Origin of the sequence: Streptomyces rubradiris, assembly GCF_016860525.1 — a bacterium.
GTDB classification, from domain to species: Bacteria; Actinomycetota; Actinomycetes; order Streptomycetales; family Streptomycetaceae; genus Streptomyces; species Streptomyces rubradiris.
Window position 1 is genome coordinate 4,169,698 of record NZ_BNEA01000015.1, and the last position, 22,997, is coordinate 4,192,694.

Here is a 22,997-nt window from a genome sequence, read left to right on the forward strand (position 1 = left end):
TCCACATGGCCTGTGGATAACCAGATTGGCTGACGGTGCCGACGGGCCTACCGTGGTGCGGCGCCCGCTCCTTCCCACGGCCCGGCGAGAGACCCTCTTCCGGCCTGGGAACGGTCACAAATCCGACGCGCGAGAACCGGAGTCGGGCTTCTCGATTTGTCAGTGTCGTGGCGTACAAAAGAGGCCACGGCGAGGTCCGCCGTGCGGACGGGAGGAGGTGGCTCGGTGAGCATTTCCGAGCCCTTGGACGATCCGTGGGCCGACAGCGGACCCAGTGATCGTCTGCCGGCCTCCCGTCGGCGGGGTGACGGCGGCCGGGGCCGGGACGAGCAGCACGACCGTGGCCGTGAGTCCGGCGGCTGGGACGGCGGAGCCTCCTCCTTCGAGCGGGTGCCGCCGCAGGATCTGGATGCCGAGCAGTCCGTGCTGGGCGGCATGCTGCTGTCCAAGGACGCCATCGCCGACGTCGTGGAGATCCTCAAGGGCCACGACTTCTACAAGCCCGCGCACGAGACGATCTACCAGGCCATCCTGGACGTCTACGCCAAGGGTGAGCCGGCGGACCCGATCACCATCGCCGCCGAGCTGACCAAGCGCGGCGAGATCAACAAGGTCGGCGGCGCCGCGTATCTGCACAGCCTCGTCCAGACCGTCCCGACGGCGGCCAACGCCGAGTACTACGCGGAGATCGTCCACGAGCGGGCCGTCCTGCGCCGCCTGGTCGAAGCCGGTACGCGCATCACACAGATGGGTTACGCGGCCGACGGTGACGTGGACGAGATCGTCAACCGCGCCCAGGCCGAGATCTACGCCGTCACCGAGCAGCGCACCAGTGAGGACTACCTCCCGCTCGGCGACATCATGGAGGGCGCCCTCGACGAGATCGAGGCGATCGGCTCGCGCAGCGGCGAGATGACGGGCGTGCCCACCGGGTTCACCGACTTCGACTCCCTCACGAACGGCCTCCACCCCGGGCAGATGATCGTCATCGCCGCCCGTCCCGCCATGGGCAAGTCGACGCTTGCGCTGGACTTCGCCCGGGCCGCGTCCATCAAGCACAACCTGCCGAGCGTGATCTTCTCGCTCGAAATGGGCCGCAACGAGATCGCGATGCGTCTGCTGTCCGCCGAGGCCCGGGTCGCCCTCCACCACATGCGGTCCGGCACGATGACGGACGAGGACTGGACGCGTCTCGCCCGCCGGATGCCGGACGTGTCGGCCGCGCCGCTCTACATCGACGACTCCCCGAATCTGTCGATGATGGAGATCCGGGCCAAGTGCCGGCGCCTGAAGCAGCGCAACGACCTGAAGCTCGTCGTCATCGACTACCTCCAGCTGATGCAGTCCGGCGGCTCCAAGCGCGCCGAGAGCCGTCAGCAGGAGGTCTCGGACATGTCCCGTAACCTCAAGCTGCTTGCCAAGGAGCTGGAGATCCCGGTCATCGCGCTCTCCCAGCTCAACCGTGGCCCCGAGCAGCGCACCGACAAGAAGCCGATGGTCTCCGACCTGCGTGAGTCCGGTTCCATCGAGCAGGACGCCGACATGGTCATCCTGCTCCACCGCGAGGACGCCTACGAGAAGGAGTCCCCGCGCGCGGGCGAGGCGGACCTGATCGTCGCCAAGCACCGAAACGGCCCCACGGCCACCATCACGGTCGCCTTCCAGGGCCACTACTCCCGCTTCGTGGACATGGCCCAGACCTGACGTCCTCGTGACGTGCGAGGTCTCGGCCCGGCGGCGATGACGCTCCAGGGTTCCGGCACACCGTGCACGCCACTATGGTGGCCCGATGGTGTCGATCAAGCAGTTCCAGGTCACCTTCGACTGCGCGGAACCGGAGCGGCTCGCTCGTTTCTGGTGTGAGGTGCTGGGGTACGTCGTGCCGCCGCCCCCGGAGGGTTTCACCAGCTGGGACGAATTCGACCGCTCGCTTCCGCCCGAGGTCCAGGGTTCGCGGTACGCCTGCGTCGATCCCTCCGGCGTGGGGCCGCGACTGTTCTTCCAGCGCGTTCCCGAAGGCAAGGTCGTCAAGAACCGGGTGCACCTGTGCGTACGGGTCGGCACCGGGCTCGTCGGTGAAGAGCGCCTGGCCGCGCTCGAAGCGGAGTGCGCGCGACTGGTCCCGCTCGGGGCGGTGCGCCAGCGACTGCTGTACGACGGCCATGATTCCTGCATCGTGATGCAGGACATCGAGGGCAACGAGTTCTGCCTGGACTGAGCGGCCCGCGAACGCGACGAGCCGTACGACGGCAGGAGGCGCCACGGCGGCCCGGCACGGATCAATGATTCGACGGCCGCCGTCGGCACGGGGTGGACTGGGCCCATGACGACACATCAGGAATCGCTGCTGCCGGGCACCCGGCGTGCGCTGCTGCACCGGATCGCCGTCGCGCAGACCGAGGGGCGGGCTCCGTCGCTGGTGGCCGCCGTCGTGCGGGACGGACGGGCCGTGTGGCACGGGGCACGGACCTCGGTGGACGGACACGGACCGGACGAGACGGTGCAGTACCGGATCGGGTCCATCACCAAGACCTTCACCGCCGTGCTGGTGCTGCGGCTGCGTGACGAGGGCCTGCTCGACCTCGGTGATCCGCTGGAGAAGCATCTGCCGGGCACCGGCGTGGGGGAGGCGACCATCGCGGAGTTGCTCGCCCACACGGCGGGGCTGGCGGCAGAATCGCCCGCGCCCTGGTGGGAGCGCACGCCCGGTTCGCTGCGGCCCGAGCTGAGCGATGTGCTGGGCGAGCAGCCCCTGCTGCATCCCGCCGGACGGCGGCACCACTACTCCAACCCGGGTTATGCCCTGCTCGGTGCCCTGGTGGAGGAGGTGCGCGGCGCCCCTTGGGAGGAGGTGCTGCGCGCGGAGATCCTGGAGCCGCTCGGTCTGCACCGGACGAGTACGCGACCGCGGGCGCCGCACGCGGGCGGCTGGGCCGTGCATCCGTGGGCCGACGCGCTGCTGCCCGAGCCGCTGGAGGACCTGGGCCGGATGGCGCCGGCCGGTCAGCTCTGGTCGACCACCGGGGATCTGGCGCGGTTCGCCGTGTTTCTGGCCCGGGGAGACGACCGGGTCCTCGGTGCGGAGTCGGTGGCAGAGATGCGGAGGCCCGCGGCACCGGCTGAGAGCGCGGACGTGGTGGACGGGATCACGTACGGCCTCGGGCTGCAGATCCAGCACCGGAACGGCCGGTTGCTCGTCGGGCATTCCGGTTCGCTGCCGGGCTTCCTGGCAAGTCTCACCATCAGCGTCGCGGACGATGTCGCCGCGGTGGTGCTCACCAACTGCACCAGCGGTCCGCTGCCGGGTGCGGTGGCGGCGGACCTGGTGCGGATCGTCGCCGAGGCGGAACCCCGCATCCCCGAGCCCTGGCGGCCGCTGCGCGAGGTCGATCCGGCGGTGCTGGAACTGGTGGGGCAGTGGTACTGGGGGACGCACGCCTTCGGCCTGCGCGCGACCGCCGACGGGCTGCTCCTCCTGGCGCCGCTGACCGGGGGAGGCCGCAGGGCCCGCTTCCGCGGGAACGGGGACGGTACCTGGACCGGGCTGGAGGGCTACTACGCCGGTGAACTGCTGCGGCCCGTGCGGCGCCTGGACGGCTCCCTGAGCCATCTCGACCTCGGCTCGTTTGTGTTCACTCGGCAGCCGTACGACCCCGAGGCCGCGGTGCCCGGAGGCGTGGACGCGCAGGGGTGGCGGGGCATCGGCTGACCCTCGGCCGACCGGGGTGTGTTTCACGTGAAACACACCCCTTTGACCGTGGCGGCGCCCCGGTGCGCGGTCAGAGCCGCAGTTTGAAGCCCTCGTGCGAGGCCGTGAAGCCCAGCCGTTCGTAGAAGCGGTGGGCGTCGGTGCGGGTCTTGTCGGACGTCAGCTGCACCATCCGGCAGTCGAGCCGCCGGGAGGTGTCGATCGCCCACTCGATCAGCCTGCTGCCGAGCCCACTGCCCCGTTCGTCGGCGTGGATGCGCACGGCCTCGATGAGCGCGCGGGTGGCTCCCCGGTGGGAGAGTCCGGGGATGATCGTGAGTTGCAAGGTGCCGATGACACGGTCTTCGCGCACGGCGACGACCAGGTGCTGGTTCGGATCGGCGGCGAGGCGTGCCAGCGCGGTCCGGTAGGGCGTCAGGTCGTCCGGTGACTCGCGCTGGGCGCCGAGCGGATCATCAGCGAGCATCGCGACGATCGCCGGAAGGTCGTCGGCGGTCGCGGCGCGTATCTCAAGATCTCCCATGCGCGCACCCTATGCGGACACGTTCAGCGACTCCACCACCCGGACCAGCGGAGCCAGTTCGGGGACCTTCGCGGCGTCGTCCAGGGCCTCACGCAGGGCGGCGTCATTGGTGGGCCGCGCCTCTTCCAGCAGGCGCAGGCCCGCCGGGGTGACGTTGGTGTAGATGCCTCGGCGGTCGGTGGGGCAGAGGTAGCGCTCCAGCAGGCCGCGGTCCTCCAGCCGGCTCACCAGGCGGGTGGTGGCGCTCTGGCTGAGTACGACCGCGTCGGCGACCTGCTTCATCTGCAGATGTCCGCCTTCGCCGGCGTGCTGCCTGCTGAGCACGTCCAGCAGCGAGTACTCGCGCACGCTCAGATCGTGCTTGGCCTGCAGGGCGCGTTCGATGTGCGCCTCGATCCTTCCGTGCAGCGCAGATAGGGCGCACCAGCCCTGGGCGAGGGCGGTGAGCGCTGGGTCCGTCGCTGTCATTGGCGTTTCCTCCGTCCGGAGCGGCTCCCACAAGGGTAGAGCACTGACGCAATAGTCGGCGTTTGCAATTAGCCAGCGTCTGCAACTATTGTGGGCGCAAGCTAAGCGCTCTTGCAATCTTCTGGGAAGGTGTACCCCCACATGCCTCTCGCGCTTCTGGCCCTCGCGATCGGGGCCTTCGGAATCGGAACGACCGAGTTCGTGATCATGGGACTGCTGCCCGAGGTCGCGAGCGACTTCGGGGTCTCCATCCCCACGGCGGGCCTGCTCGTGACCGGCTACGCCCTCGGCGTCGTCATCGGCGCGCCGATCATGACCGTGCTCGGCACCAAGGTCCCGCGCAAGCGCATGCTGATGCTGCTGATGGGCCTCTTCATCGCCGGCAACCTGCTCTCCGCGGTGGCCCCGGCTTTCGCGATCATGCTCCTCGGACGGGTGATCGCCTCCCTCGCCCACGGTGCCTTCTTCGGCATCGGCTCGGTCGTCGCCGCCGAACTGGTCGCACCGGAGAAGAAGGCCGGAGCCATCGCCATGATGTTCACCGGCCTGACCGTCGCCAATGTCGTCGGCGTACCGCTGGGCACGCTCATCGGGCAGAGCGTCGGCTGGCGCGTCACCTTCGGCATCGTCGCCGCGCTCGGCGTCGTCGGTCTCGCCGGTATCGCCAAGCTCGTTCCCGAGCTGCCCCGCCCGGAGGGCGTGCGGCTGCGCCACGAACTGGCCGCCTTCAAGAACGCCCAGGTGCTGCTCGCCATGGCGATGACCGTTCTCGGTTTCGGCGGTGTCTTCGCGGCCATCACCTACATCGCGCCGATGATGACCCACATCGCCGGATTCTCCGACGGATCGGTCACCTGGCTGCTGGTCCTGTTCGGCCTCGGCATGGTCGGCGGCAATCTCGTCGGCGGCAAGTTCGCCGACCGCGCCCTGATGCCGATGCTGTACATCTCCCTGGGCGCCCTGGCCGTCGTCCTGGCGCTCTTCACGCTCACCGCCCACAACAAGATCGCGGCGGCGGTGACCATCGCACTGATCGGCGCCCTGGGCTTCGCCACCGTGCCGCCGCTGCAGAAGCGCGTCCTCGACCAGGCGCACGGCGCTCCGACGCTCGCGTCCGCCGTGAACATCGGCGCCTTCAACTTGGGCAACGCCCTGTCCGCCTGGCTCGGCGGTGTCGTGATCGCGGCCGGCTTCGGCTACACGTCCCCCAACTGGGTCGGTGCCGTCCTCGCCGCCGCCGCGCTGCTCCTCGCCTTCCTCTCGGCCGCCCTGGAGCGCCGGGACGGTACGCCCGGCACCGTGATCGCCTCCGGGACGCCGGCCGAGCGGCGGACCACCGTCCACCACTGAGCCGCCCGCACTCCGGACGCCTCACTCCCCGCGACCCCACAGACGTCCGTACCGGGCCTGCGTCCCGGTACGGCCAAGCACCAACCCCAAGCACCATCCAAGGAGACAGCTCCATGAGCACCACCGCCGTCGCCCCGCTCACCATCGAGGACGCCGAACTGCTCGTCGCCACGGCCCGCCGGGCGGCAGAGGACGCCGGAGTCACCGTCAGCGTCACCGTCCTGGACGCCGGTGGCCACCTGCTCGCCTTCCGCCGGGACGACCGGGCCGTGCTGATCTCCGGCGAGACCAGCACCCGCAAGGCGTACACGGCCCTCCAGCTGAACGCGCCCACCGCCGACCTCGTCGACGCCGTCCAGCCCGGCGGCCTCTTCCACACCCTGCCCACCGCTCTCGACCGGCCCCTGCTGTTCATCGCGGGCGGTGTCCCCATCCGCCGGGACGGCCGGCTGATCGGCGCCATCGGCGTCGGCGGCGGTGCGCCGGAGCAGGACCACGGGTTCGCCACCGCGGCCGTGGAGGCGCTCGCCTGACCCGGTAGCCGACCTCGCGACGCCGGCCCCGCCGCCCCGGGCGGCGGGGCCGGCGCACGTCCCTACGCGGGTCAGCCCGCGGCGACGGTCAGGGGTGCGAACCGCCGGGTCCAGTCCCCTGGCAGGTCCGGGATGCCGTAGGTCATCACCGAGTTGAAGGCCACGGAGGCCAGCCCCCGCTCCTTGGCCCAGGTCAGCAGCTCCTCGTGGCGCACGTCGATGTCGGTGCGCAGGGGGCGCTCGGTACGGGCCGCCAGCGAGGTGATGAGCGCCTTGGCGGTCTCCGTGTCCCGGGCGATCAGCGGGCCGACGACATGGGTGTCCATGTTGGGCCACGCGGCGGTGTAGCCGATGAGCCGGCCGGCCTCCTCGGCGACCCGCAGCTGATCGGCGAAGGCGGGCAACCGGGTGATGAGAGGCGTGCGATCGGTGCCGAACACCTCCTCGTCGAGGCGCACGATCGCCGGGAGGTCCTCCGCGGTGGCGGCACGCGTGACGACCGCGGACTCCGGGCCGCCGGGAGTGAAGCGGCCCCTCAGCATCTCGGCCCGGCCCGTCACCTTGAAGCCCAGCTCCTCGTAGAGGGGACGCCCGTTGGGGGTGGCGTGCAGGGTCAGCGGGGTGGTTCCCATGACCGAGACGACGTGCCGCATCAAACGGCGGCCGACCCCTTGACGGGCATGGCGCTCGGCCACCAGGACCATGCCGATGGCGCCGAGATCCGGCCGCCCCCACCCGCCGTACTCCGTGACGACGCACGCGGCGACCAGGCCGCCCTCGGGGTCGTCGATGCCGTATCCCTTCCCGGCGGTGAGGAGGAAGCCCCACTTGTGTTCCTCGCGTGGCCACCCCCGGTCTTCGGACAGGTCGGCGCAGGCGGTGAGATCGCGAAGCGTCAGACGGCGGATGGGCAGATGGGCGAGGGAAGGAGTTGGCACGCAGGTCAGGCTGTCCGAACGGCGCCCCTGCCGTCCACCTGTTTCGATGCAGACGCACGTGCTTTTGGCCATCTCATGGCCATCCGTACAGCCCTCGGACAGTTGTGCGGTGTTTCACGTGAAACATCGCGCAGCCTCACTAGCCTCGGCGTCATGACCAGACTTCATCTGTTCGACATGGACGGGACGTTGCTGCACGGGACCACCGCTCCGCTGGAGATATCGCGCCAGTTGGGCCTGGAGCGCGAGACGGTGGCCTTGGAACGGGCGATCGCGGACGGGCGGATCGGGCCGCCGGAGTATGCCGCGCAGGTGTACGACCTGTGGGCCGGCCTGACCGACGCGCATGTGCGGGCCGCGTTCGAGGCGGCTCCCTGGCTGGCCCGGATCCGCGAGGTGTGGGCGCAGATCAGGAACGCGGGTGAATACTGCGCGGTGGTGTCCCTCTCGCCCTCCTTCTTCGTCGAACGCCTCCTGGAGTGGGGTGCCCACGCGGCGCACGGTTCCCGCTTCCCGGCCGTACCGTTCACCGAGCCCGTCGACCCGTCCGGGGTGCTCAACGCCGCCGCCAAGGTGGTCATCGCGGAACGGCTCTGCGCGGAATTCGGCGTGACCCGCGCGGACTGCGTGGCGTACGGCGACTCGGCGTCGGACAAGGAGCTGTTCGCCGCCGTGCCGGTGTCCGTGGCGGTCAACGCCGACTCCCACGTGGCCGACCTCGCCACCCACTCCTACTCGGGACGGGACCTGTGGGAAGCCTATGAACTGGTCGGGCCGGCACAGTAGTCCCAAGGGACGTGTTCCGGCACCCGGAGTCGCGCTCCTGTTCGCTGACCCCGCTTACCCGAGGTCGGGGGCGTGCATGGCCCGTACTCCCTCGATGTTCCCGTCCAGGTAGTGGCGCAGGGACAGCGGGACGAGGTGGACGGAGGCGATGCCGACGCGGGTGAACGGGACCCGGACGATCTCGTACTCACCAGCCGGCTCCTCCACTTCGGGGCCGTGGCGCAGGGCCGGGTCCATGGACTCCAGCCGGCAGACGAAGAAGTGCTGCACCTTCACACCGGTCGCGCCGCCGTCCTCACCGATGTGCTCCACCGTGTCCACGAAACACGGCACCACATCGGTGATCTTGGCGCCGAGTTCCTCGTACACCTCTCGGTGCAGGGCGTCCACGACGGTCGAGTCCCCGGGTTCGACCCCGCCACCGGGAGTGACCCAGTAGGGATCGACGCCGGGCTTGGTGCGCTTGATCAGGATCAGGTCGTCACCGTCCAGGAGAACGGCACGGGCGGTGCGCTTGACCACGGGTCGGACGGTCATGGGAGAAATGTGGCCCCGCTGGTTCCACGTGAAACATCGCAAAGCGCCACGAGCCGACCGCCGTGCGTGCACCCCACCCCGGCGGCCTCAGCACCAGGCCGTGGCCGCACGCTGGAGCCACTCGTGAGCCCGCGCGACATGCGGCAGGGGAAGTGTTCCGGTCCGCACCACCAGGAAGTACGTGCGCAACGGCGCCACCACCGGGTCGAGCAGGGTGACGACCGTGCCCTGCTCCAGCGCATGCGCGCACAGATAGCGGGGAAGCACCGCCAGCCCGGTCCCGGCGCTTGCACAGGACAGCACCGCCCGCAGATCCGGGACGATCACCGTGCCCGTGGCGGCCGGGGTGCAGTCGAACACGGAAGCCCAGTAGCGCGAGACGAACGGCAGCGACTCGTGGACGTCGATCACGGGCATGTCTTCCAGGGCCGGCGCGCCTTTCAGCCGTACGGTGTCCGCGCCGATCCGCTCCGCCCAGCGCGGGGCCGCGACCAGCACATGCTCCTCGTCACACAGCGGAGTGGCGGACAGCAGGGCCCCGCGCGGTCGGGTCGTGCTGATGGCCAGGTCGTGCCGGCCGCAGGCCAGTCCCTCCAGCGTCTCCTCCGCCGTGCCGAAGGAGACGCGCAACGTGAAGCCCTGGCCGTCCTCGCCGGTCAGCCCGGTGAGGACGGGCAGCACGCGTTCGGTGGTGAACTCCGGAGGGCCGGCCAGGTACAGCGTCCGGGGCGAGGAGTCGTCGTCCAGTCCGCATTCCGCTATCTCCACCAGGGCGTCGAGATGGGGCGCGGCCCGGTGGGCGAGTTCGTCACCGATGGTCGTCGGGGTCACTCCCCGCGCCTGGCGGAGGAAGAGCGGCCTGCCGAGCTGGCGCTCCAGCGTGCGGATCTGCGAGGTGACGGCCGGCTGGGAGAGGCCGAGCAGAGCGGCGGCGCGGGTGAAGGAACCAGCCCTGTGCACGGTGACGAAGGTCCGCAGCAAGGCCAGATCCATGGCGTGCCCTCCCTGTCCCTGCCCTCCTCGCCCTTCCGCCGGCCGCCAGGCAGGCACCAACTATAAATATGTCGATACGTCCCTGTCGCTACTGTGATTGGACACTGACGCAGAGTCAACTAGCCTTGTCCGGGCGGTCTTTCCACCCAGGCCGCAGACGGTCCGAGCCACGAGGGGGGGAGGCTCGGACCGTCCGGGAACCGGTGGTCGGCCACCGCGGAAGGCGCTACTCGGCGGACTCGTCCAGGGCGCGCAGAACGTCGGCCACCAGGTCCTCCGGGTCCTCCGCGCCGACGGACATCCGGATGAAGCCCTCCGGGACGTCGTCCCCGCCCCAGCGGCGTCGCCGCTCGGCCGTGGAGCGCACCCCGCCGAAGCTCGTCGCGTCCTCCACCAGACGCAGGGCCGCGAGAAAACGCTCGGCACGCGCGCGCGTGGGCAGCGTGAAGGACACGACACAGCCGTAGCGGCGCATCTGCCGTGCCGCGACCGGGTGCGAGGGATCGTCGGGCAGACCCGGGTAGCGCAGACCGGAGACCTCGGGCCGCTGCCGCAGCGCCTCGGCGACCGCCAGGGCGGTGGCGTTCTGCCGGTCGACGCGCAGATGGAGCGTGGCGATGGACCGGTGCGCGAGCCAGGCCTCCATGGGCCCGGAAATCGCGCCGACGATCTTGCGCCAGCGGCGCACGGCGGCCATCGCCTCGGCGTCGCGGCCGGTCACATAGCCCAGCAGGACATCACCGTGCCCGGTGAGCTGCTTGGTGCCGCTGGCCACGGAGAAGTCGGCGCCCAGCTCCAGCGGGCGCTGCCCGAGCGGGGTGGCGAGGGTGTTGTCCACGGCGACCAGCGCGCCACGCGCGTGTGCCGCATCGGCCAGCCGCCGGATGTCGCAGACGTCGAGCCCGGGGTTCGACGGGGTCTCGATCCACAGCAGCCGCGCCCCGTCCAGCAGCTCCAGCTGGGCATCGCCGCCGGTCGGCGCGGTGCGCACCTCGATGCCGTAGGCCTCCAGCTGGGCGCGGACCAGCGGCAGTACCTGGTAACCGTCGGAGGGCAGCACGACCGCGTCTCCGGCGCGCAGCTGCGAGAACAGCACGGAGGAGATCGCCGCCATGCCGGAGGCGAACACCAGCGTCTCGACGTCCTCCCGCCCCGGCGCCTCCAGCTCGCCTATGGCCCGCTCCAGCAAGGTCCAGGTCGGATTGTCGTCACGGCCGTACGAGTACGGTCCCGCCACCTCACCGGGCAGGTGGAAGTGTGCCGCGAACACCGGGCCGGGCAGGGTCGGCTCGTTCTTGGCCGGCTCGGGCAGCCCCGCCCGTACCGCGCGCGTGCCGTCGCCCGTGCGGCCCTCGTCCTTCGTGCCCTCGCTCATGCGGCCCGTCCTTCCAGTTCGTCCTGTACGGCGGCGAGCAGCCCGGTGCTCGCCGCCTCCACCATCTCAAGGCACTCCTCGAAGCCCTCCCGGCCCCCGTAATACGGGTCGGGTACGTCGAGGTCGGGGCCGGCGGCGGGGTCGTAGGAACGCAGCAGGCGGATCTTGCAGGCGTCCTCCTCGGTGGGCGCGAGACGGCGCAGGGCCCGGAGGTGGCCGGTGTCGAGGGCTATCACAAGGTCGAGCCGGGAGAACCACGACGGCAGGAACTGGCGGGCCGTGTGCTCGCTGTCGTAGCCGTGTTCCTCCAGGACCGAGACGGTGCGCGGGTCGGCCGGCTCCCCCTCGTGCCAGCCGCCGGTGCCGGCGCTGTCGACCACCACCAGATCCTCCAGACCGGCCTCCGCCACGCGCGCGCGGAAGACGGATTCGGCCATCGGGGAGCGGCAGATGTTGCCGGTGCACACGAAACAGACGCGGTAGGTCATGGTGCGCTCAGTCCTCGTCGGGCAGGACGACGTGCAGCGCCCAGGAGACGACGGAGACGATCAGACCGCCGAGCACGGCCGTCCAGAAGCCCTCCACATGGAAGCTGAGGTCGAGCTTGCCGCACACCCAGGAGGTCAGCAGCAGCATCAGCGCGTTCACGACCAGGGTGATCAGGCCGAGGGTCAGGATGAACAGCGGGAAGGTGAGTACCTTCACGATCGGCTTGACCAGCCAGTTGACCAAGCCGAAGATCAACGCGACGGCGATCAGCGTGCCGGCCTTCTTGGCGGTGCTGTCACCGGTCAGGGTGATCTTGTCGAGAGCCCATACCGCGACCGCCAGGGCGCCCGCGTTGGCGATCGTCTTGACTAGGAAATTCCTCATGTGTCTGATCGTGGCAGACCGGGCGGAACCCGGCCGGACGGTGGCCGGCGGGACCGCGAGGAGCAGGGCAACGGTGAGCAGCGAAGCGAGGACGGCAGCGGCGATGAAGGCATTCCGACTGGATGACCTGGAGGCGGAACGCGTCGCCAACGAGGGCGCCTACCTGCAGTTCCTGCGCGAGCGGAACATGTCGGTCGGTCTGTACGCCCTCGACGCGGGTGAGCACGACCCGCAGAAGCCGCACAACCAGGACGAGGTGTACTTCGTGGTCAGCGGCCGGGCCTCGCTCACGGTCGGCCTGGAGACGACGCAGGTGGCGCGGGGCAGCGTCGTGTACGTGCCCGCCGGGGTCCCGCACAAGTTCCATCACATCAGCGAGGACCTCAGGGTGCTCGTCGTGTTCTCTCCGCCCGAGGCGTGAGCCGGGTTCCCCGGGTTCCCTAGGGGACGGATCAGGGCAGGACAAGGGTTGCCGGGCCCCCGTCCGGAACCTTCGCGGCCCTAGCATCGAGTGCGTACCACAGACGACGCACGAGAGCGCAAAGGACGAGGCGATGCGAGAGATCTTCGCGGGGCTGCCGTGGTGGGTGAAGTGGGTTGCGGTGCCGGTCATCGCCCTGGTCGTGTTCGGCGGCCTGATAGCGAGCGTGGTCGGGTTCGTGATCGGCCTGCTGTTCAAGGTGCTGGTCTTCGTCGCGCTGGTCGGCGGCCTGATCTACATCGTGCGGAAGTTCACCGGCAACTCCTCGTCGCGCAGCGGGTGGTGAGGCACCCGGTCATCGGTCAGCGGTGACAGGGCGGTTCCCTCGGGGGAGGGAAGTTTCGGTCCGGAGCGGTCCCGGCGCGGTGGCGGACGGTTAAAGTCCGGAACCCCCCACCGGCTCCGGCTCCGTGGGCGGCGCCAACCCCGTGCATGTCCTCTCGCACGGGCTCCCCCCCTCGCGCTTCGGGAGTGACCCCCTTGGCCATCGTCGACACCGCACCGGCAGCACCCCCCGCACCCGCCGTCGCACCGCGCCCCTGCGGACCTCCTCTCCAGCGACCGCCGTCCCCGCTCGTCCCCGGACAGGGCGGCGCGCACACGGCGGACAGCCCCGGCCTGCCGCCCGGCGCGGATGCCTGCGGGCCACCGTCCTCCGCCGGCCGGCCGGCACCGCGGTCCGCGGCCGCGCCCGCCGGCACGCTCATCGGCTCCGTCCAGCGCGCCATGCGACTGCTGGAGACCGTCGCCTCGCACCCCTACGGCGCCCCCGCCAAACAACTCGCCCGCGAGACCGGGCTCGCCCTGCCCACCACCTACCACCTGCTGCGCACCCTGGTGCACGAGGGCTATCTGCACCGGGACAAGGGGCTGTTCTTCCTCGGTGACGCAGCGGAACGTCTGGCCCGCGGCGGAGCACAGCAGAAACGTCGCAGCATGGTGGCGGACACGCTCGCGCACTGGCGCGATTCCATCGGTGTGCCGGTCTACTACGCGATGTACCGGGACGGCGAGATCGAGGTCATGTGCGTCTCCGCCTCCCGGCAGGCACCGGCGGTCGAGGAATGGGCGGACTTCCGCGAGACCGGCCATGCCCACGCCATCGGACAGTGTCTGCTCTCCCAGCTGGACGAGGAGGCGCGGCGCGACCATCTCGCGCGCTATCCCGTCCGGCCCATCACGCCGTACACCGTGCGGGACGACGACGCGCTGCTACGGCGGCTGGCCCGGACCCGCCGGATGGAACCGACGGTGGAGCGTCAGGAGTACGCCGTCGGGACGGTCTGCGCGGCGGTCCCCATCACGGTCGGCGCCACCGCGGCCACGGTGGCCATCTCGCTCCCCGCCCACCAGGCCGACCGGCTGCTGCCCGCCGCCCGCCGGCTCCAGACGGAGATCGGGCGTCACCTGGGGTCGCTCACGCTCGCTATCAGTATCTGAAAACTCACTCCTTGTAATCCACTGTGTACTTTCAGCAAGATTTGAGCACGGTCAGAGGGATCGATCCCGGCCAGTCGACGTCATATGACGGGGTAGTCAATGCGCGAGTCCGTACAGGCAGAAGTCATGATGAGCTTTCTCGTGTCGGAGGAGCTCTCCTTCCGCATCCCGGTGGAGTTGCGCTACGAAACCAGTGATCCCTATGCCGTGCGGCTCACCTTTCATCTGCCCGGCGACGCGCCGGTGACCTGGGCCTTCGGGCGCGAGCTGCTGGTCGACGGGGTCGGCCGTCCGTGCGGGGAGGGAGACGTGCGCATCTCCCCCGCCGATTCCGAGGTGCTGGGCGAGGTGCTGATCCGCCTTCAGGTAGGCGGCGACCACGCCGTCTTCCGCTCGTCGGCACCCCCGCTGGTGGCCTTCCTCGACCGCACGGACAAGCTGGTGCCGCTCGGACAGGAGGGCGCCCTGGCCGATTTCGACGCACATCTGGACGAGGCCCTGGACCGCATCCTGGCCGAGGAGCAGAGCGCCGGCTGAAGCGTCACCCGCGAGGGGCGCACCGCCGGTTTCGCGCGGTGCGCCGCAGGAACGCTTCTGCGCGCCGGGGCCGGTCCCGGCGGCGCTCACCGCTTCCGGCGCCGTCCCCGGCCGCCGCGCGCCGGCGCGGGCCGGGCCCCGGCGGATGCCCCGGCCCCCGCCGGCGCGGGCCGGGCCCCGGCGGATGCCCCGGCCACTCCGGAGTCCGGGGCGGCGCGGTCGGCCGACACCACCAGCGCGGCCAGCGCCGTGGTGACCGGGACGGAGGCGACCAGACCGATCGAGCCCACCAGCGTGCGCACGATCTCCTCGGCCACCAGCTCGCTGTTGGCCACAGTCCCGACACTGCTCTGCGCGATCGAGAACAGCAGCAGCAACGGCAGCGCGGCACCGGCGTAGGCGAGCACCAGGGTGTTGACCACGGACGCGATGTGGTCGCGGCCGATCCGGATGCCCGCCCGGTACAACCCGCGCCAGCCCATCGACGGGTTGGCCTCGTGCAGCTCCCAGACGGCCGAAGTCTGGGTCACCGTCACATCGTCCAGGACGCCGAGCGAACCGATGATGACCCCGGCCAGCAACAGACCGCTCATGTCGATCGACGGATACAGGCCGTGGATGAGACCGGTGTTGTCGTCCGTGTTGCCGGTCAGCGCGGCCCAGCCGATGAACAGCGAGCCGAGCACACCGATCAGCGCCAGCGATATCAGCGTGCCGAGCACCGCCACCGAGGTGCGGGCCGACAGCCCGTGACACAGGTACAGGGCGATCAGCATGATGGCGCTCGACCCGACCACGGCCACCAGCAGCGGGTTCGAGCCCTCGAGGATCGCCGGCAGGATGAACAGCGTCAGCAGCAGGAAGCTGACGGCCAGCGCGATCAGCGCCATGACACCGCGCAGCCGGCCCACCAGGACCACGGCCACCGCGAAGACCCCCGCGAGCAGCGTCATGGGGAACTTCCGGTTCACATCGGTCACCGCGTACTGCAGGTCCTTCGGTGCCGAGGGCTCGTAGGCGACGACGACCTTCTCGTCCTGGTGGAGCTGGCGCGACTGGTCCGGCTGCACGATCTCGGTGAAGGTACGGCCCTTGTCCTTGCCGGTGTCGACCCGGATGGTGGCCTTCTTGCAGGTGCCGTCGGCGCGCTGCTGCGCCGAACTGCCCTCGGCCGTGGAGGTGTCGCCGGTCGGAGGCACACCGGAGGCGTTCGCCGACGCGCAGCTCAGCTCGACGACCCGGGTGACCGTGGCCTGCTGGGTCTGCCGGTCGAAGCCGACGCCGGTGCGCTTGTGGGCCGGGGCCTGTCCGGGCCAGAGCACCACGAGACCGACCAGGACCGCCGCGGTGAAGGGGACCAGGATCGCCGCGATGACCTTGCGCAGGTGCTGGGAGACGGGAGCGGCGGGGCCGTGACTGTGGCTGTGGCCGTGCGCGTGTCCGTGTCCGGAAGCGGCTCCATGGCCGGTCCCGGCGGCCTCGTGACCGTGCCCGGTGCCCTGTGCCGCGCCGTCTCGGCGGTGCGGCTCGGGCGGCTGATAGGGGTACTGCTCCATGCTGGTCACCGCCCGATCATCCCAAGAACGCAGGGGGGCCCACTGTTCACCGCGCCATACATGGCGCTAGCGTGGAGGCACCTTTGCACACGCGGGAGCTCGGAGCACCGGGCTGAGAGGGCGCTGACCTCCGTGGTTGCGATGTTTCACGTGGAACGAGCGATGTTCCGCGGGGGATGTCGGCCGACGGAAACCGCTGCGTCGACCGCCGAACCTGTTACCGGGTAATGCCGGCGTAGGGAGTAGGTCTCATGACCAACAAGGACGCACGCACGCCTGCCTCCGCTCAGGACGAGAAGTCCACGGAGGCCGGGAAGTCCATCGGCTGGCACAAGGCGTATGTCGAGGGTTCACGCCCCGACCTCCGGGTGCCGGTCCGTCAGGTGCACCTCACCAACGGGCAGTCGGTCACGCTGTACGACACATCGGGCCCGTACACCGATCCACTCGTCGAAACCGACGTCCGCAGGGGTCTGCCGCCGCTGCGCGAGAACTGGATCATCGCCCGCGGCGACACCGAGGAGTACGCGGGCCGGCCCGTCCGTCCCGAGGACGACGGGATCAAGCACACCTCGCCGCGCGGTGGGCTGCGCAACCTGGACGCGGTCTTCCCTGGCCGCCCGCGCCAGCCGAGGCGGGGGCGCGCCGGTCAGGCGGTGACGCAGCTCGCGTACGCCCGCCGGGGTGAGATCACCCCGGAGATGGAGTTCGTGGCCCTCCGGGAGAACGTGTCGCCCGAGGTGGTCCGCGAGGAGATCGCGGCGGGCCGGGCCGTGCTGCCGGCCAACGTCAACCACCCGGAGATCGAGCCGATGATCATCGGCAAGCGGTTCCTGGTGAAGGTGAACGCCAACATCGGCAACTCGGCGGTGACGTCCTCCATCGAGGAGGAGGTCGAGAAGATGACCTGGGCGACCCGCTGGGGCGCCGACACGGTCATGGACTTGTCCACCGGTCGCAACATCCACACCACCCGCGAGTGGGTGCTGCGCAACTCCCCCGTCCCCATCGGCACCGTGCCGCTCTACCAGGCGCTGGAGAAGGTCGACGGCAAGGCCGAGGAACTGACCTGGGAGATCTACAAGGACACCGTCATCGAGCAGGCTGAGCAGGGCGTGGACTACATGACCGTCCACGCGGGCGTCCGGCTGCCGTACGTCCCGCTCACCGCCAACCGCAAGACCGGCATCGTCTCGCGCGGCGGCTCCATCATGGCCGCGTGGTGCCTGGCGCACCACAAGGAATCGTTCCTGTACGAGAACTTCGAGGAGCTGTGCGAGATCCTCGCCGCCTACGACGTCACGTACTCGCTGGGAGACGGCCTGCGGCCCGGTTCCATCGCCGACGCCAACGACGAGGCGCAGTTCGCGGAGCTGCGGACGCTCGGCGAACTCAACCGGATCGCCAGGAATTTCGGCGTGCAGACGATGATCGAGGGCCCCGGGCACGTGCCGATGCACAAGATCAAGGAGAACATCGACCTTCAGCAGGAGATCTGCGACGAGGCCCCGTTCTATACGCTCGGCCCGCTGACCACGGACGTCGCGCCGGCGTACGACCACATCACCTCCGGCATCGGTGCCGCGATGATCGCCTGGTGGGGTACGGCGATGCTCTGCTACGTCACGCCCAAGGAGCACCTGGGCCTGCCCAACCGGGACGACGTCAAGACCGGCGTCATCACCTACAAGATCGCCGCACACGCGGCGGACCTCGCCAAGGGACATCCCGGGGCGCAGGAGTGGGATGACGCGCTGTCCGACGCCCGTTTCGAGTTCCGGTGGGAGGACCAGTTCAATCTCGCCCTGGACCCCGACACGGCACGGGAGTTCCACGACGAGACCCTGCCGGCCGAGCCCGCCAAGACGGCCCACTTCTGTTCCATGTGCGGTCCGAAGTTCTGCAGCATGAAGATCTCGCAGGACATCCGGCGGGAGCACGGCGGCAGCCGGGCCGAGATCGAGGCGGGCATGGCACAGAAGTCACAGGAGTTCGCGGCGGCCGGCAACCGGGTGTACCTGCCCATCGCCGACTGAACCGGCCCACCGTGAGCGCACCGCGTCGGCTCGGCCGTGCGCGGTGCGCGACCGGGTGGCCCGGTGTACGGCCGGGCCAGGCCGGTGTCCGGCAGGGGTACGCCGGTACGCGGCCGGGCTGCCCGGAGCTCACCGCCCGCAGGACGTAGCCGACGACCAGGAAGACCGTCGCGGCTGTCCGGAGAGGACGGGCACCAGTACGGCGAGGACCGGTCCGCGTCCCCCGATGCTCCGTAGGGCTCGGGGCCGCGCGTACGCGCCCCGGGAGACGCCTGCCTGGGAACGCTCAGTCGTTCAGCGGGAGTTGCTGGACCAGCAGCTTTCCGGCCATGGTCACTCCGCCGTCCATGGCGATGGCGAGCCCGTCGGCGTAGACGTGCGGACCCTCGACGACCGGGCCGGTGCCCTCCTCGCCGTCCTCGGAGCCGACCTCGCCCAGGAGGTAGGGGATGGGGCTGTGCCCGTGAACGACGCGGGTGCCGCCGTACGTGTCGAGGAGGGTGCGCACGGCTTCGGCACCGCCCTCGTCCCGGAAGGAGAAGCGCTTGGTGAACTTGCGGAACAGGTCCCAGACCTCGTCGGCGTCGTTACGGGTCAGGGTCTCGCGGACGGTGTCGTTGACCGCCTCGATGGAGTCGCCGTAGTCGAGGTAGGCGGTGGTGTCGGAGTGGATGAGCAGATAACCGTCGACCACCTCCACGGCGTCGAGCCGGGCCATCCACTGCAGATGGTGGTCCTGGAGGCGGTCCATGTCGGTCTTCTGGCCGCCGTTGAGCAACCAGGCCGCCTGGAAGGTGGCGGTGCCCGCACCGGAGTTGACGGGGGTGTCGCCGAACCGCTTGGCGCCGAGCAGCAGCAGTTCGTGGTTGCCCATGAGGGCCTTGCAGTAACCGCCTGCCGCGGCGGCCTCGGCGGACAGCCGCATGACCAGGTCGATGACGCCGATGCCGTCCGGGCCACGGTCGGTGAAGTCGCCGAGGAACCACAGCCGGGTGGTACCGGCGCACCACTGGCCCGAGGCGTCGATCAGGCCCTGCTCCTGGAGAGCGGCCACCAGCTCGTCCAGGTAGCCGTGGACGTCGCCGACGACGTAGAGCGGTCCGGGCCCGGTCGCGGGCTGTGGGGCCGGCGGGGCGGGGACCGGCTCGACGGGGAGCTGGAGGGTGTCGCCGCGGTTGATGACCGGCAGGTCGCGCTGGGTGGGGGTGTAGCCCTCGGGGTACGTCTCGTCACCGGCCGGGACGGCGTTGCCGGGGTGGGTGCCGCCGGCGTACGGACCGGTCTCGTGCACGTACGCGGGTACCCGGAAGTCGCGCAGCGTCGCCGTCCGCTCCGCCTCGGGTCCCTGACCGGCCCCCTGAGTCATCAGACCCCTCCACCATCGCGCCGCATCTGCACCGCTTCGGACTGCCTGGTCGCAGCGGTCCGCGGTGTCGTGGGGCCCATCATAGGAATGCGCGTCGCGCCGTGTGATGACCCAGGGGTGGTGAATCGGAACAAGACTCCGGTTCACCGCGGCTTTCGCCCTGTTTGGGCAGATGTTCGACTGGCTGTCGACCGGTCGATCCTCCGGCCGACCGTTCTCGTGCCGCACCGGACGCGCCCCGTGCCGCGTCCGTCGGGCCCCGCGCCGCCCCGGGTGTCCGGGCCGCTACCGGTCGTCCGGGGTGCGCGGCGGGCTGACCGTCGTGCGCGGCGACCGCCGCTGGGAGGAGGTGCGCACGATCAGTTCGGTCGGTATCACCTGCTCGACCGGCTGCTCGGACTCGACGCCTTCGATCGCGTCGATGAGGAGCTGGACGACGGCGGTGCCGATGCGGCGTGGCTTCAGCGACAGCGTGGTGACGGGTGGCTCGGTGCTGGCGTACATGGTCGACTCGCTGCAGCACACCAGCAGCAGGTCGTCGGGGACGCGCAGGCCGTAGCGGCGGGCGGCGGCGAGCAGATCGGTGCCGTTGGGGTCGAACAGCCCGTAGACCGCGTCGGGCCGGTCGGGGCGGGCGAGCAGCCGGTCGGCGGCGACGGCGCCCGCGCACGGGTCGTGCGCCGGGTACGCCTCGTAGACCGGGTCCTGGCCGACCCGTTCGCACCAGCGCAGGTAGGCGGTGGTGGACAGATGGGTGTAGGTGTCCGTCGAGGTGCCCGTGAGCAGGCCGATGCGGCGGGCGCCGGCGTCGGCGAGATGGTCGAGGATGCCGAGTACGGCGGCCTCGTGGTCGTTGTCGACCCAGGCGGTGACGGGGAGGGAGCCGGCCGGGCGGCCGTCGGAGACGACCGGCAGTCCTTGCCGGACGAGTTCGCTGACGACCGGGTCCTGGTCGGAGGGGTCGATGACGACCGTGCCGTCCAGGGCCACGTTGGACCAGACGTCGTGCCGGGAGGTCGCGGGCAGGATGACCAGCGCGTAGCCGCGCGCGAGCGCGGCCGAGGTGGCGGCCCGGGCCATCTCCGCGAAGTACGCGAACTCCGTGAAGGTGAAAGGTTCATCCCCGTAGGTCGTCACGGTCAGGCCGATCAGGCCCGACTTGCCCGTACGGAGGGTTCGGGCGGCGGCCGAGGGCCGGTACCCGAGGCGGTCGGCGACCTCGCGGACGTGGCGCCGGGTGGCATCGGGGAGCCGGCCCTTGCCGTTGAGGGCGTCGGACACGGTCGTGATGGAGACCCCGGCGGCGGCGGCGACGTCTCTGATGCCCGCCCGGCCCGGCCGACTGCCTCGACGTGAGGTTTCCGCGCGGCTCACCTGGTGCTTCCCTGCTGCTGTCATGGCGAGCCGATAGTAGGGCTCACACGGTGGGGTGGTGCGGACGCATATGCACACCTCGGGAGGCACGTTTCTGCATGGGCATTTGGTGTCAAGTCCCTTAGAAACAAAGGTTGTTCGGTGTTCTCAGGGTAAGACGCGACTTGCCGAGGCGTACGGACCTGCCAAGCGCCCGATGTTTCGAAGAGGTCTCAACTCACCTGCACGGGCGACGCGCGCCAGGGCGCAAGCCACCGGCGCATAGATATATGTACGGCGCGCCCCCGAAACGCGCGTCTTCGTGCGGTGATGCCCCCGATGCCGACGGGAGCCGCGCGAACCGCGCCTTCCCCGGGCCGGGGCGCTGCGGTTCCGGCAGCACCGTGCCGGTACTCAGCCGGGCCGAATCCTCTTATGGTGAGGAGTATTGGAAGCCGGCGGCGTCGACGGTCCGCCGGTGGTCGCGAGGAGGACTGCGGTGAGCGAGACAAGCCCCAAGCTGCGCGCCGAGCTGGAGGGTATCCCCACCTACAAGCCGGGCAAGCCGGCCGCGGCCGACGGTCCGGTCGCCTACAAGCTGTCCTCCAACGAGAACCCGTACCCGCCGCTGCCGGGCGTGCTGGAGAGCGTGACCGCCGCGGCCTGTGACCTCAACCGCTACCCGGACATGTCCTGCACCGGGCTGATGAACGAGCTGTCCGACCGCTTCGGTGTGCCGCTGTCCCACCTGGCGACCGGGACCGGCTCGGTGGGGGTCGCCCAGCAGCTGCTCCAGGCCACCAGTGGCCCCGGTGACGAGGTGATCTACGCATGGCGGTCGTTCGAGGCGTACCCGATCATCACGCGGATCAGCGGCGCCCGGCCGGTTCAGGTGCCGTTGACGCCGGGCGATGTGCACGACCTCGACGCGATGGCGGACGCGATCACCGACCGGACGCGGCTGATCTTCGTGTGCAACCCCAACAACCCGACCGGCACGGTGGTGCGGCGGGCCGAGCTGGAACGGTTCCTCGACCGGGTGCCCCGGGATGTGCTGGTGGTGCTGGACGAGGCCTACCGGGAGTTCATCCGTGACCCCGAGGTGCCCGACGGCGTGGAGCTGTACCGGCAGCGGCCCAACGTCTGTGTGCTGCGGACCTTCTCCAAGGCCTACGGGCTGGCCGGGCTGCGGGTCGGTTTCGCGATCGCCCATGAGCCGGTGGCGGCGGCCCTGCGCAAGACGGCGGTGCCGTTCGGGGTGAGTCAGCTCGCGCAGGAGGCGGCGATCGCCTCGCTGCGGGCCGAGGACGAGCTGCTGGGCCGGGTCGGCTCGTTGGTGTGTGAGCGCACGCGTGTGGTCGACACGCTGCGAGGCCAGGGCTGGACGGTCCCGGAGACGCAGGCCAACTTCGTGTGGCTGCGGCTGGGGGAGCGCACCGTCGCGTTCGCGCAAGCCTGTGAGGAGCACGGGGTGGTGGTCCGGCCGTTCCCGGGCGAGGGTGTGCGGGTGACGGTCGGCGAGGCCGAGGCGAACGACATCTTCCTGAAGGTGGCGGAGGCGTTCCGCAAGGAGCGGTGACTCGGCGGTAGCGCCCGGTGCCGTGGGAGCTGTGGCTCCCCGGTGGCGCGGGAGCGCCACAAGGAACTGTGATCCCGCGGCGGGATCAGTCCTCGATCAGTTCCAGACGGATGGGGTCGCCGGCTCGTACGGTCGCCAGGAGGCCGGCGTCCCCGTCCAGGCTGCCGAGGATGTTGCACGGGCTCGCGAGCCGGCACTCCCCGTCGTGCGAGATCGGCGTGGGTCCGTAGGGGAGGGCAAGGGCGTTGCCTTCCGTCCAGAAGGCCACCGTGCCCGGCTCCACGACCTGACGGGCGTCCGTTTCACGTGAAACGGAGACGCCTGTGTCGAAATACACCTCCTCACCCCATGTGCTCGCGGTCGACGCGAGGGGCAGCGCCTTGGCGAGGGCCTGCGCGGTCGGGGTGCTTGCGTCGAGGCTCGCGGTGATGCTGCCCGCGGGCCAGGAAATGCGTATCTGCATGGCGGGCAATTCAACAAGATGTTGAAGTCACTGCCAAGGTCTTGACACCACGGCGATAGGGGGGACCCCCCTGGTTCAGCCGAGAATCAGTGCGTCATAAT

The 22,997-nt window shown here is 70.3% G+C and carries 24 protein-coding genes; 12 read left to right on the forward strand and 12 right to left on the reverse strand.

What is annotated here, in order from left to right; translation table 11 throughout:
- The first annotated feature begins 225 nt into the window (after positions 1-225).
- The 3 genes from dnaB to Srubr_RS31670 all read left to right on the forward strand — a co-directional run bounded on the left by dnaB (position 226) and on the right by Srubr_RS31670 (position 3,709).
- Positions 226-1,704, forward strand: coding sequence for a replicative DNA helicase (dnaB, locus tag Srubr_RS31660; protein WP_189994892.1), 1,479 nt, complete (start codon positions 226-228; stop codon positions 1,702-1,704).
- Between the two features lie 85 nt (positions 1,705-1,789).
- The gene (locus tag Srubr_RS31665) at positions 1,790-2,218 is read left to right on the forward strand and encodes a VOC family protein (RefSeq protein WP_189994891.1); all 429 of its coding nucleotides are present in this window, start codon (positions 1,790-1,792) and stop codon (positions 2,216-2,218) included.
- A gap of 105 nt (positions 2,219-2,323) precedes the next feature.
- Entirely contained in the window at positions 2,324-3,709 is a 1,386-nt protein-coding gene (locus Srubr_RS31670; RefSeq protein WP_189994888.1) for a serine hydrolase domain-containing protein, read from the forward strand.
- Positions 3,710-3,779: 70 nt separating this feature from the next.
- Here Srubr_RS31670 and Srubr_RS31675 read toward each other — a convergent pair whose 3' ends face one another.
- Both Srubr_RS31675 and Srubr_RS31680 read right to left on the reverse strand, forming a co-directional pair.
- The gene (locus Srubr_RS31675) at positions 3,780-4,232 is read right to left on the reverse strand and encodes a GNAT family N-acetyltransferase (protein WP_189994887.1); all 453 of its coding nucleotides are present in this window, start codon (positions 4,230-4,232) and stop codon (positions 3,780-3,782) included.
- Between the two features lie 9 nt (positions 4,233-4,241).
- A complete protein-coding gene (locus Srubr_RS31680) occupies positions 4,242-4,700 on the reverse strand; it encodes a MarR family winged helix-turn-helix transcriptional regulator (RefSeq protein ID WP_189994885.1) in 459 nt (152 codons plus the stop codon).
- A gap of 141 nt (positions 4,701-4,841) precedes the next feature.
- On the opposite strand from Srubr_RS31680, the gene Srubr_RS31685 reads away from it, so the two are divergent.
- Together Srubr_RS31685 and Srubr_RS31690 are read left to right on the forward strand one after the other, a co-directional pair.
- Positions 4,842-6,050 carry an MFS transporter gene (locus tag Srubr_RS31685; protein WP_189994883.1) on the forward strand — a complete coding sequence of 403 codons (1,209 nt, stop codon included), beginning with the start codon at positions 4,842-4,844 and terminating at the stop codon, positions 6,048-6,050.
- Between the two features lie 113 nt (positions 6,051-6,163).
- Positions 6,164-6,583, forward strand: coding sequence for a GlcG/HbpS family heme-binding protein (locus Srubr_RS31690; protein ID WP_189994881.1), 420 nt, complete (start codon positions 6,164-6,166; stop codon positions 6,581-6,583).
- Positions 6,584-6,654: 71 nt separating this feature from the next.
- Here the strand turns inward: Srubr_RS31690 and Srubr_RS31695 are convergent, their stop codons facing one another.
- The gene (locus tag Srubr_RS31695; protein WP_189994878.1) at positions 6,655-7,521 is read right to left on the reverse strand and encodes a GNAT family N-acetyltransferase; all 867 of its coding nucleotides are present in this window, start codon (positions 7,519-7,521) and stop codon (positions 6,655-6,657) included.
- Positions 7,522-7,674: 153 nt separating this feature from the next.
- On the opposite strand from Srubr_RS31695, the gene Srubr_RS31700 reads away from it, so the two are divergent.
- The gene (locus tag Srubr_RS31700) at positions 7,675-8,307 is read left to right on the forward strand and encodes an HAD family hydrolase (protein ID WP_189994876.1); all 633 of its coding nucleotides are present in this window, start codon (positions 7,675-7,677) and stop codon (positions 8,305-8,307) included.
- Positions 8,308-8,361: 54 nt separating this feature from the next.
- On the opposite strand, the gene Srubr_RS31705 is transcribed toward Srubr_RS31700, so the two are convergent.
- The 5 genes from Srubr_RS31705 to Srubr_RS31725 all read right to left on the reverse strand — a co-directional run bounded on the left by Srubr_RS31705 (position 8,362) and on the right by Srubr_RS31725 (position 12,085).
- On the reverse strand, positions 8,362-8,844 hold the full coding sequence (locus Srubr_RS31705) for an NUDIX domain-containing protein (protein ID WP_184967877.1): 483 nt from the start codon (positions 8,842-8,844) through the stop codon (positions 8,362-8,364).
- Positions 8,845-8,931: 87 nt separating this feature from the next.
- Positions 8,932-9,837 carry a LysR family transcriptional regulator gene (locus Srubr_RS31710; RefSeq protein ID WP_189994874.1) on the reverse strand — a complete coding sequence of 302 codons (906 nt, stop codon included), beginning with the start codon at positions 9,835-9,837 and terminating at the stop codon, positions 8,932-8,934.
- Positions 9,838-10,063: 226 nt separating this feature from the next.
- Positions 10,064-11,212: a cystathionine gamma-lyase gene (locus tag Srubr_RS31715; protein WP_189994872.1), complete on the reverse strand. Its 1,149-nt coding sequence runs from the start codon at positions 11,210-11,212 to the stop codon at positions 10,064-10,066.
- Positions 11,209-11,700, reverse strand: a complete 492-nt coding sequence (locus Srubr_RS31720; protein ID WP_189994870.1) for a low molecular weight protein-tyrosine-phosphatase — start codon at positions 11,698-11,700, stop codon at positions 11,209-11,211. The genes Srubr_RS31715 and Srubr_RS31720 overlap by 4 nt, the downstream gene beginning before the upstream one ends.
- A gap of 7 nt (positions 11,701-11,707) precedes the next feature.
- The gene (locus tag Srubr_RS31725) at positions 11,708-12,085 is read right to left on the reverse strand and encodes a phage holin family protein (protein ID WP_030786272.1); all 378 of its coding nucleotides are present in this window, start codon (positions 12,083-12,085) and stop codon (positions 11,708-11,710) included.
- Positions 12,086-12,188: 103 nt separating this feature from the next.
- Between Srubr_RS31725 and Srubr_RS31730 the strand changes: the two genes are divergently transcribed.
- The 4 genes from Srubr_RS31730 to Srubr_RS31745 all read left to right on the forward strand — a co-directional run bounded on the left by Srubr_RS31730 (position 12,189) and on the right by Srubr_RS31745 (position 14,543).
- Complete coding sequence (locus Srubr_RS31730) at positions 12,189-12,506, forward strand: cupin domain-containing protein (RefSeq protein WP_189995323.1); 318 nt, start codon at positions 12,189-12,191, stop codon at positions 12,504-12,506.
- Between the two features lie 133 nt (positions 12,507-12,639).
- A complete protein-coding gene (locus Srubr_RS31735; RefSeq protein ID WP_189994868.1) occupies positions 12,640-12,852 on the forward strand; it encodes a DUF5326 family protein in 213 nt (70 codons plus the stop codon).
- 419 nt (positions 12,853-13,271) lie between these two features.
- Positions 13,272-14,006, forward strand: a complete 735-nt coding sequence (locus Srubr_RS31740; RefSeq protein ID WP_268257582.1) for an IclR family transcriptional regulator — start codon at positions 13,272-13,274, stop codon at positions 14,004-14,006.
- A gap of 99 nt (positions 14,007-14,105) precedes the next feature.
- Entirely contained in the window at positions 14,106-14,543 is a 438-nt protein-coding gene (locus Srubr_RS31745) for an SsgA family sporulation/cell division regulator (protein ID WP_189994866.1), read from the forward strand.
- An 86-nt stretch (positions 14,544-14,629) separates the two neighbouring features.
- On the opposite strand, the gene Srubr_RS31750 is transcribed toward Srubr_RS31745, so the two are convergent.
- Entirely contained in the window at positions 14,630-16,099 is a 1,470-nt protein-coding gene (locus Srubr_RS31750; protein WP_189995319.1) for a YibE/F family protein, read from the reverse strand.
- A 251-nt stretch (positions 16,100-16,350) separates the two neighbouring features.
- Between Srubr_RS31750 and thiC the strand changes: the two genes are divergently transcribed.
- Positions 16,351-18,135, forward strand: coding sequence for a phosphomethylpyrimidine synthase ThiC (thiC, locus tag Srubr_RS31755; RefSeq protein WP_229926658.1), 1,785 nt, complete (start codon positions 16,351-16,353; stop codon positions 18,133-18,135).
- Between the two features lie 286 nt (positions 18,136-18,421).
- On the opposite strand, the gene Srubr_RS31760 is transcribed toward thiC, so the two are convergent.
- The gene (locus Srubr_RS31760) at positions 18,422-19,501 is read right to left on the reverse strand and encodes a metallophosphoesterase (protein ID WP_189994864.1); all 1,080 of its coding nucleotides are present in this window, start codon (positions 19,499-19,501) and stop codon (positions 18,422-18,424) included.
- A gap of 285 nt (positions 19,502-19,786) precedes the next feature.
- Positions 19,787-20,899 carry a LacI family DNA-binding transcriptional regulator gene (locus Srubr_RS31765; RefSeq protein ID WP_030786254.1) on the reverse strand — a complete coding sequence of 371 codons (1,113 nt, stop codon included), beginning with the start codon at positions 20,897-20,899 and terminating at the stop codon, positions 19,787-19,789.
- A 454-nt stretch (positions 20,900-21,353) separates the two neighbouring features.
- Between Srubr_RS31765 and hisC the strand changes: the two genes are divergently transcribed.
- Positions 21,354-22,433, forward strand: a complete 1,080-nt coding sequence (hisC, locus tag Srubr_RS31770; RefSeq protein ID WP_189994862.1) for a histidinol-phosphate transaminase — start codon at positions 21,354-21,356, stop codon at positions 22,431-22,433.
- Positions 22,434-22,518: 85 nt separating this feature from the next.
- Here the strand turns inward: hisC and Srubr_RS31775 are convergent, their stop codons facing one another.
- Positions 22,519-22,896 carry a cyclophilin-like fold protein gene (locus Srubr_RS31775; RefSeq protein WP_189994860.1) on the reverse strand — a complete coding sequence of 126 codons (378 nt, stop codon included), beginning with the start codon at positions 22,894-22,896 and terminating at the stop codon, positions 22,519-22,521.
- Positions 22,897-22,997 lie beyond the last annotated feature (101 nt).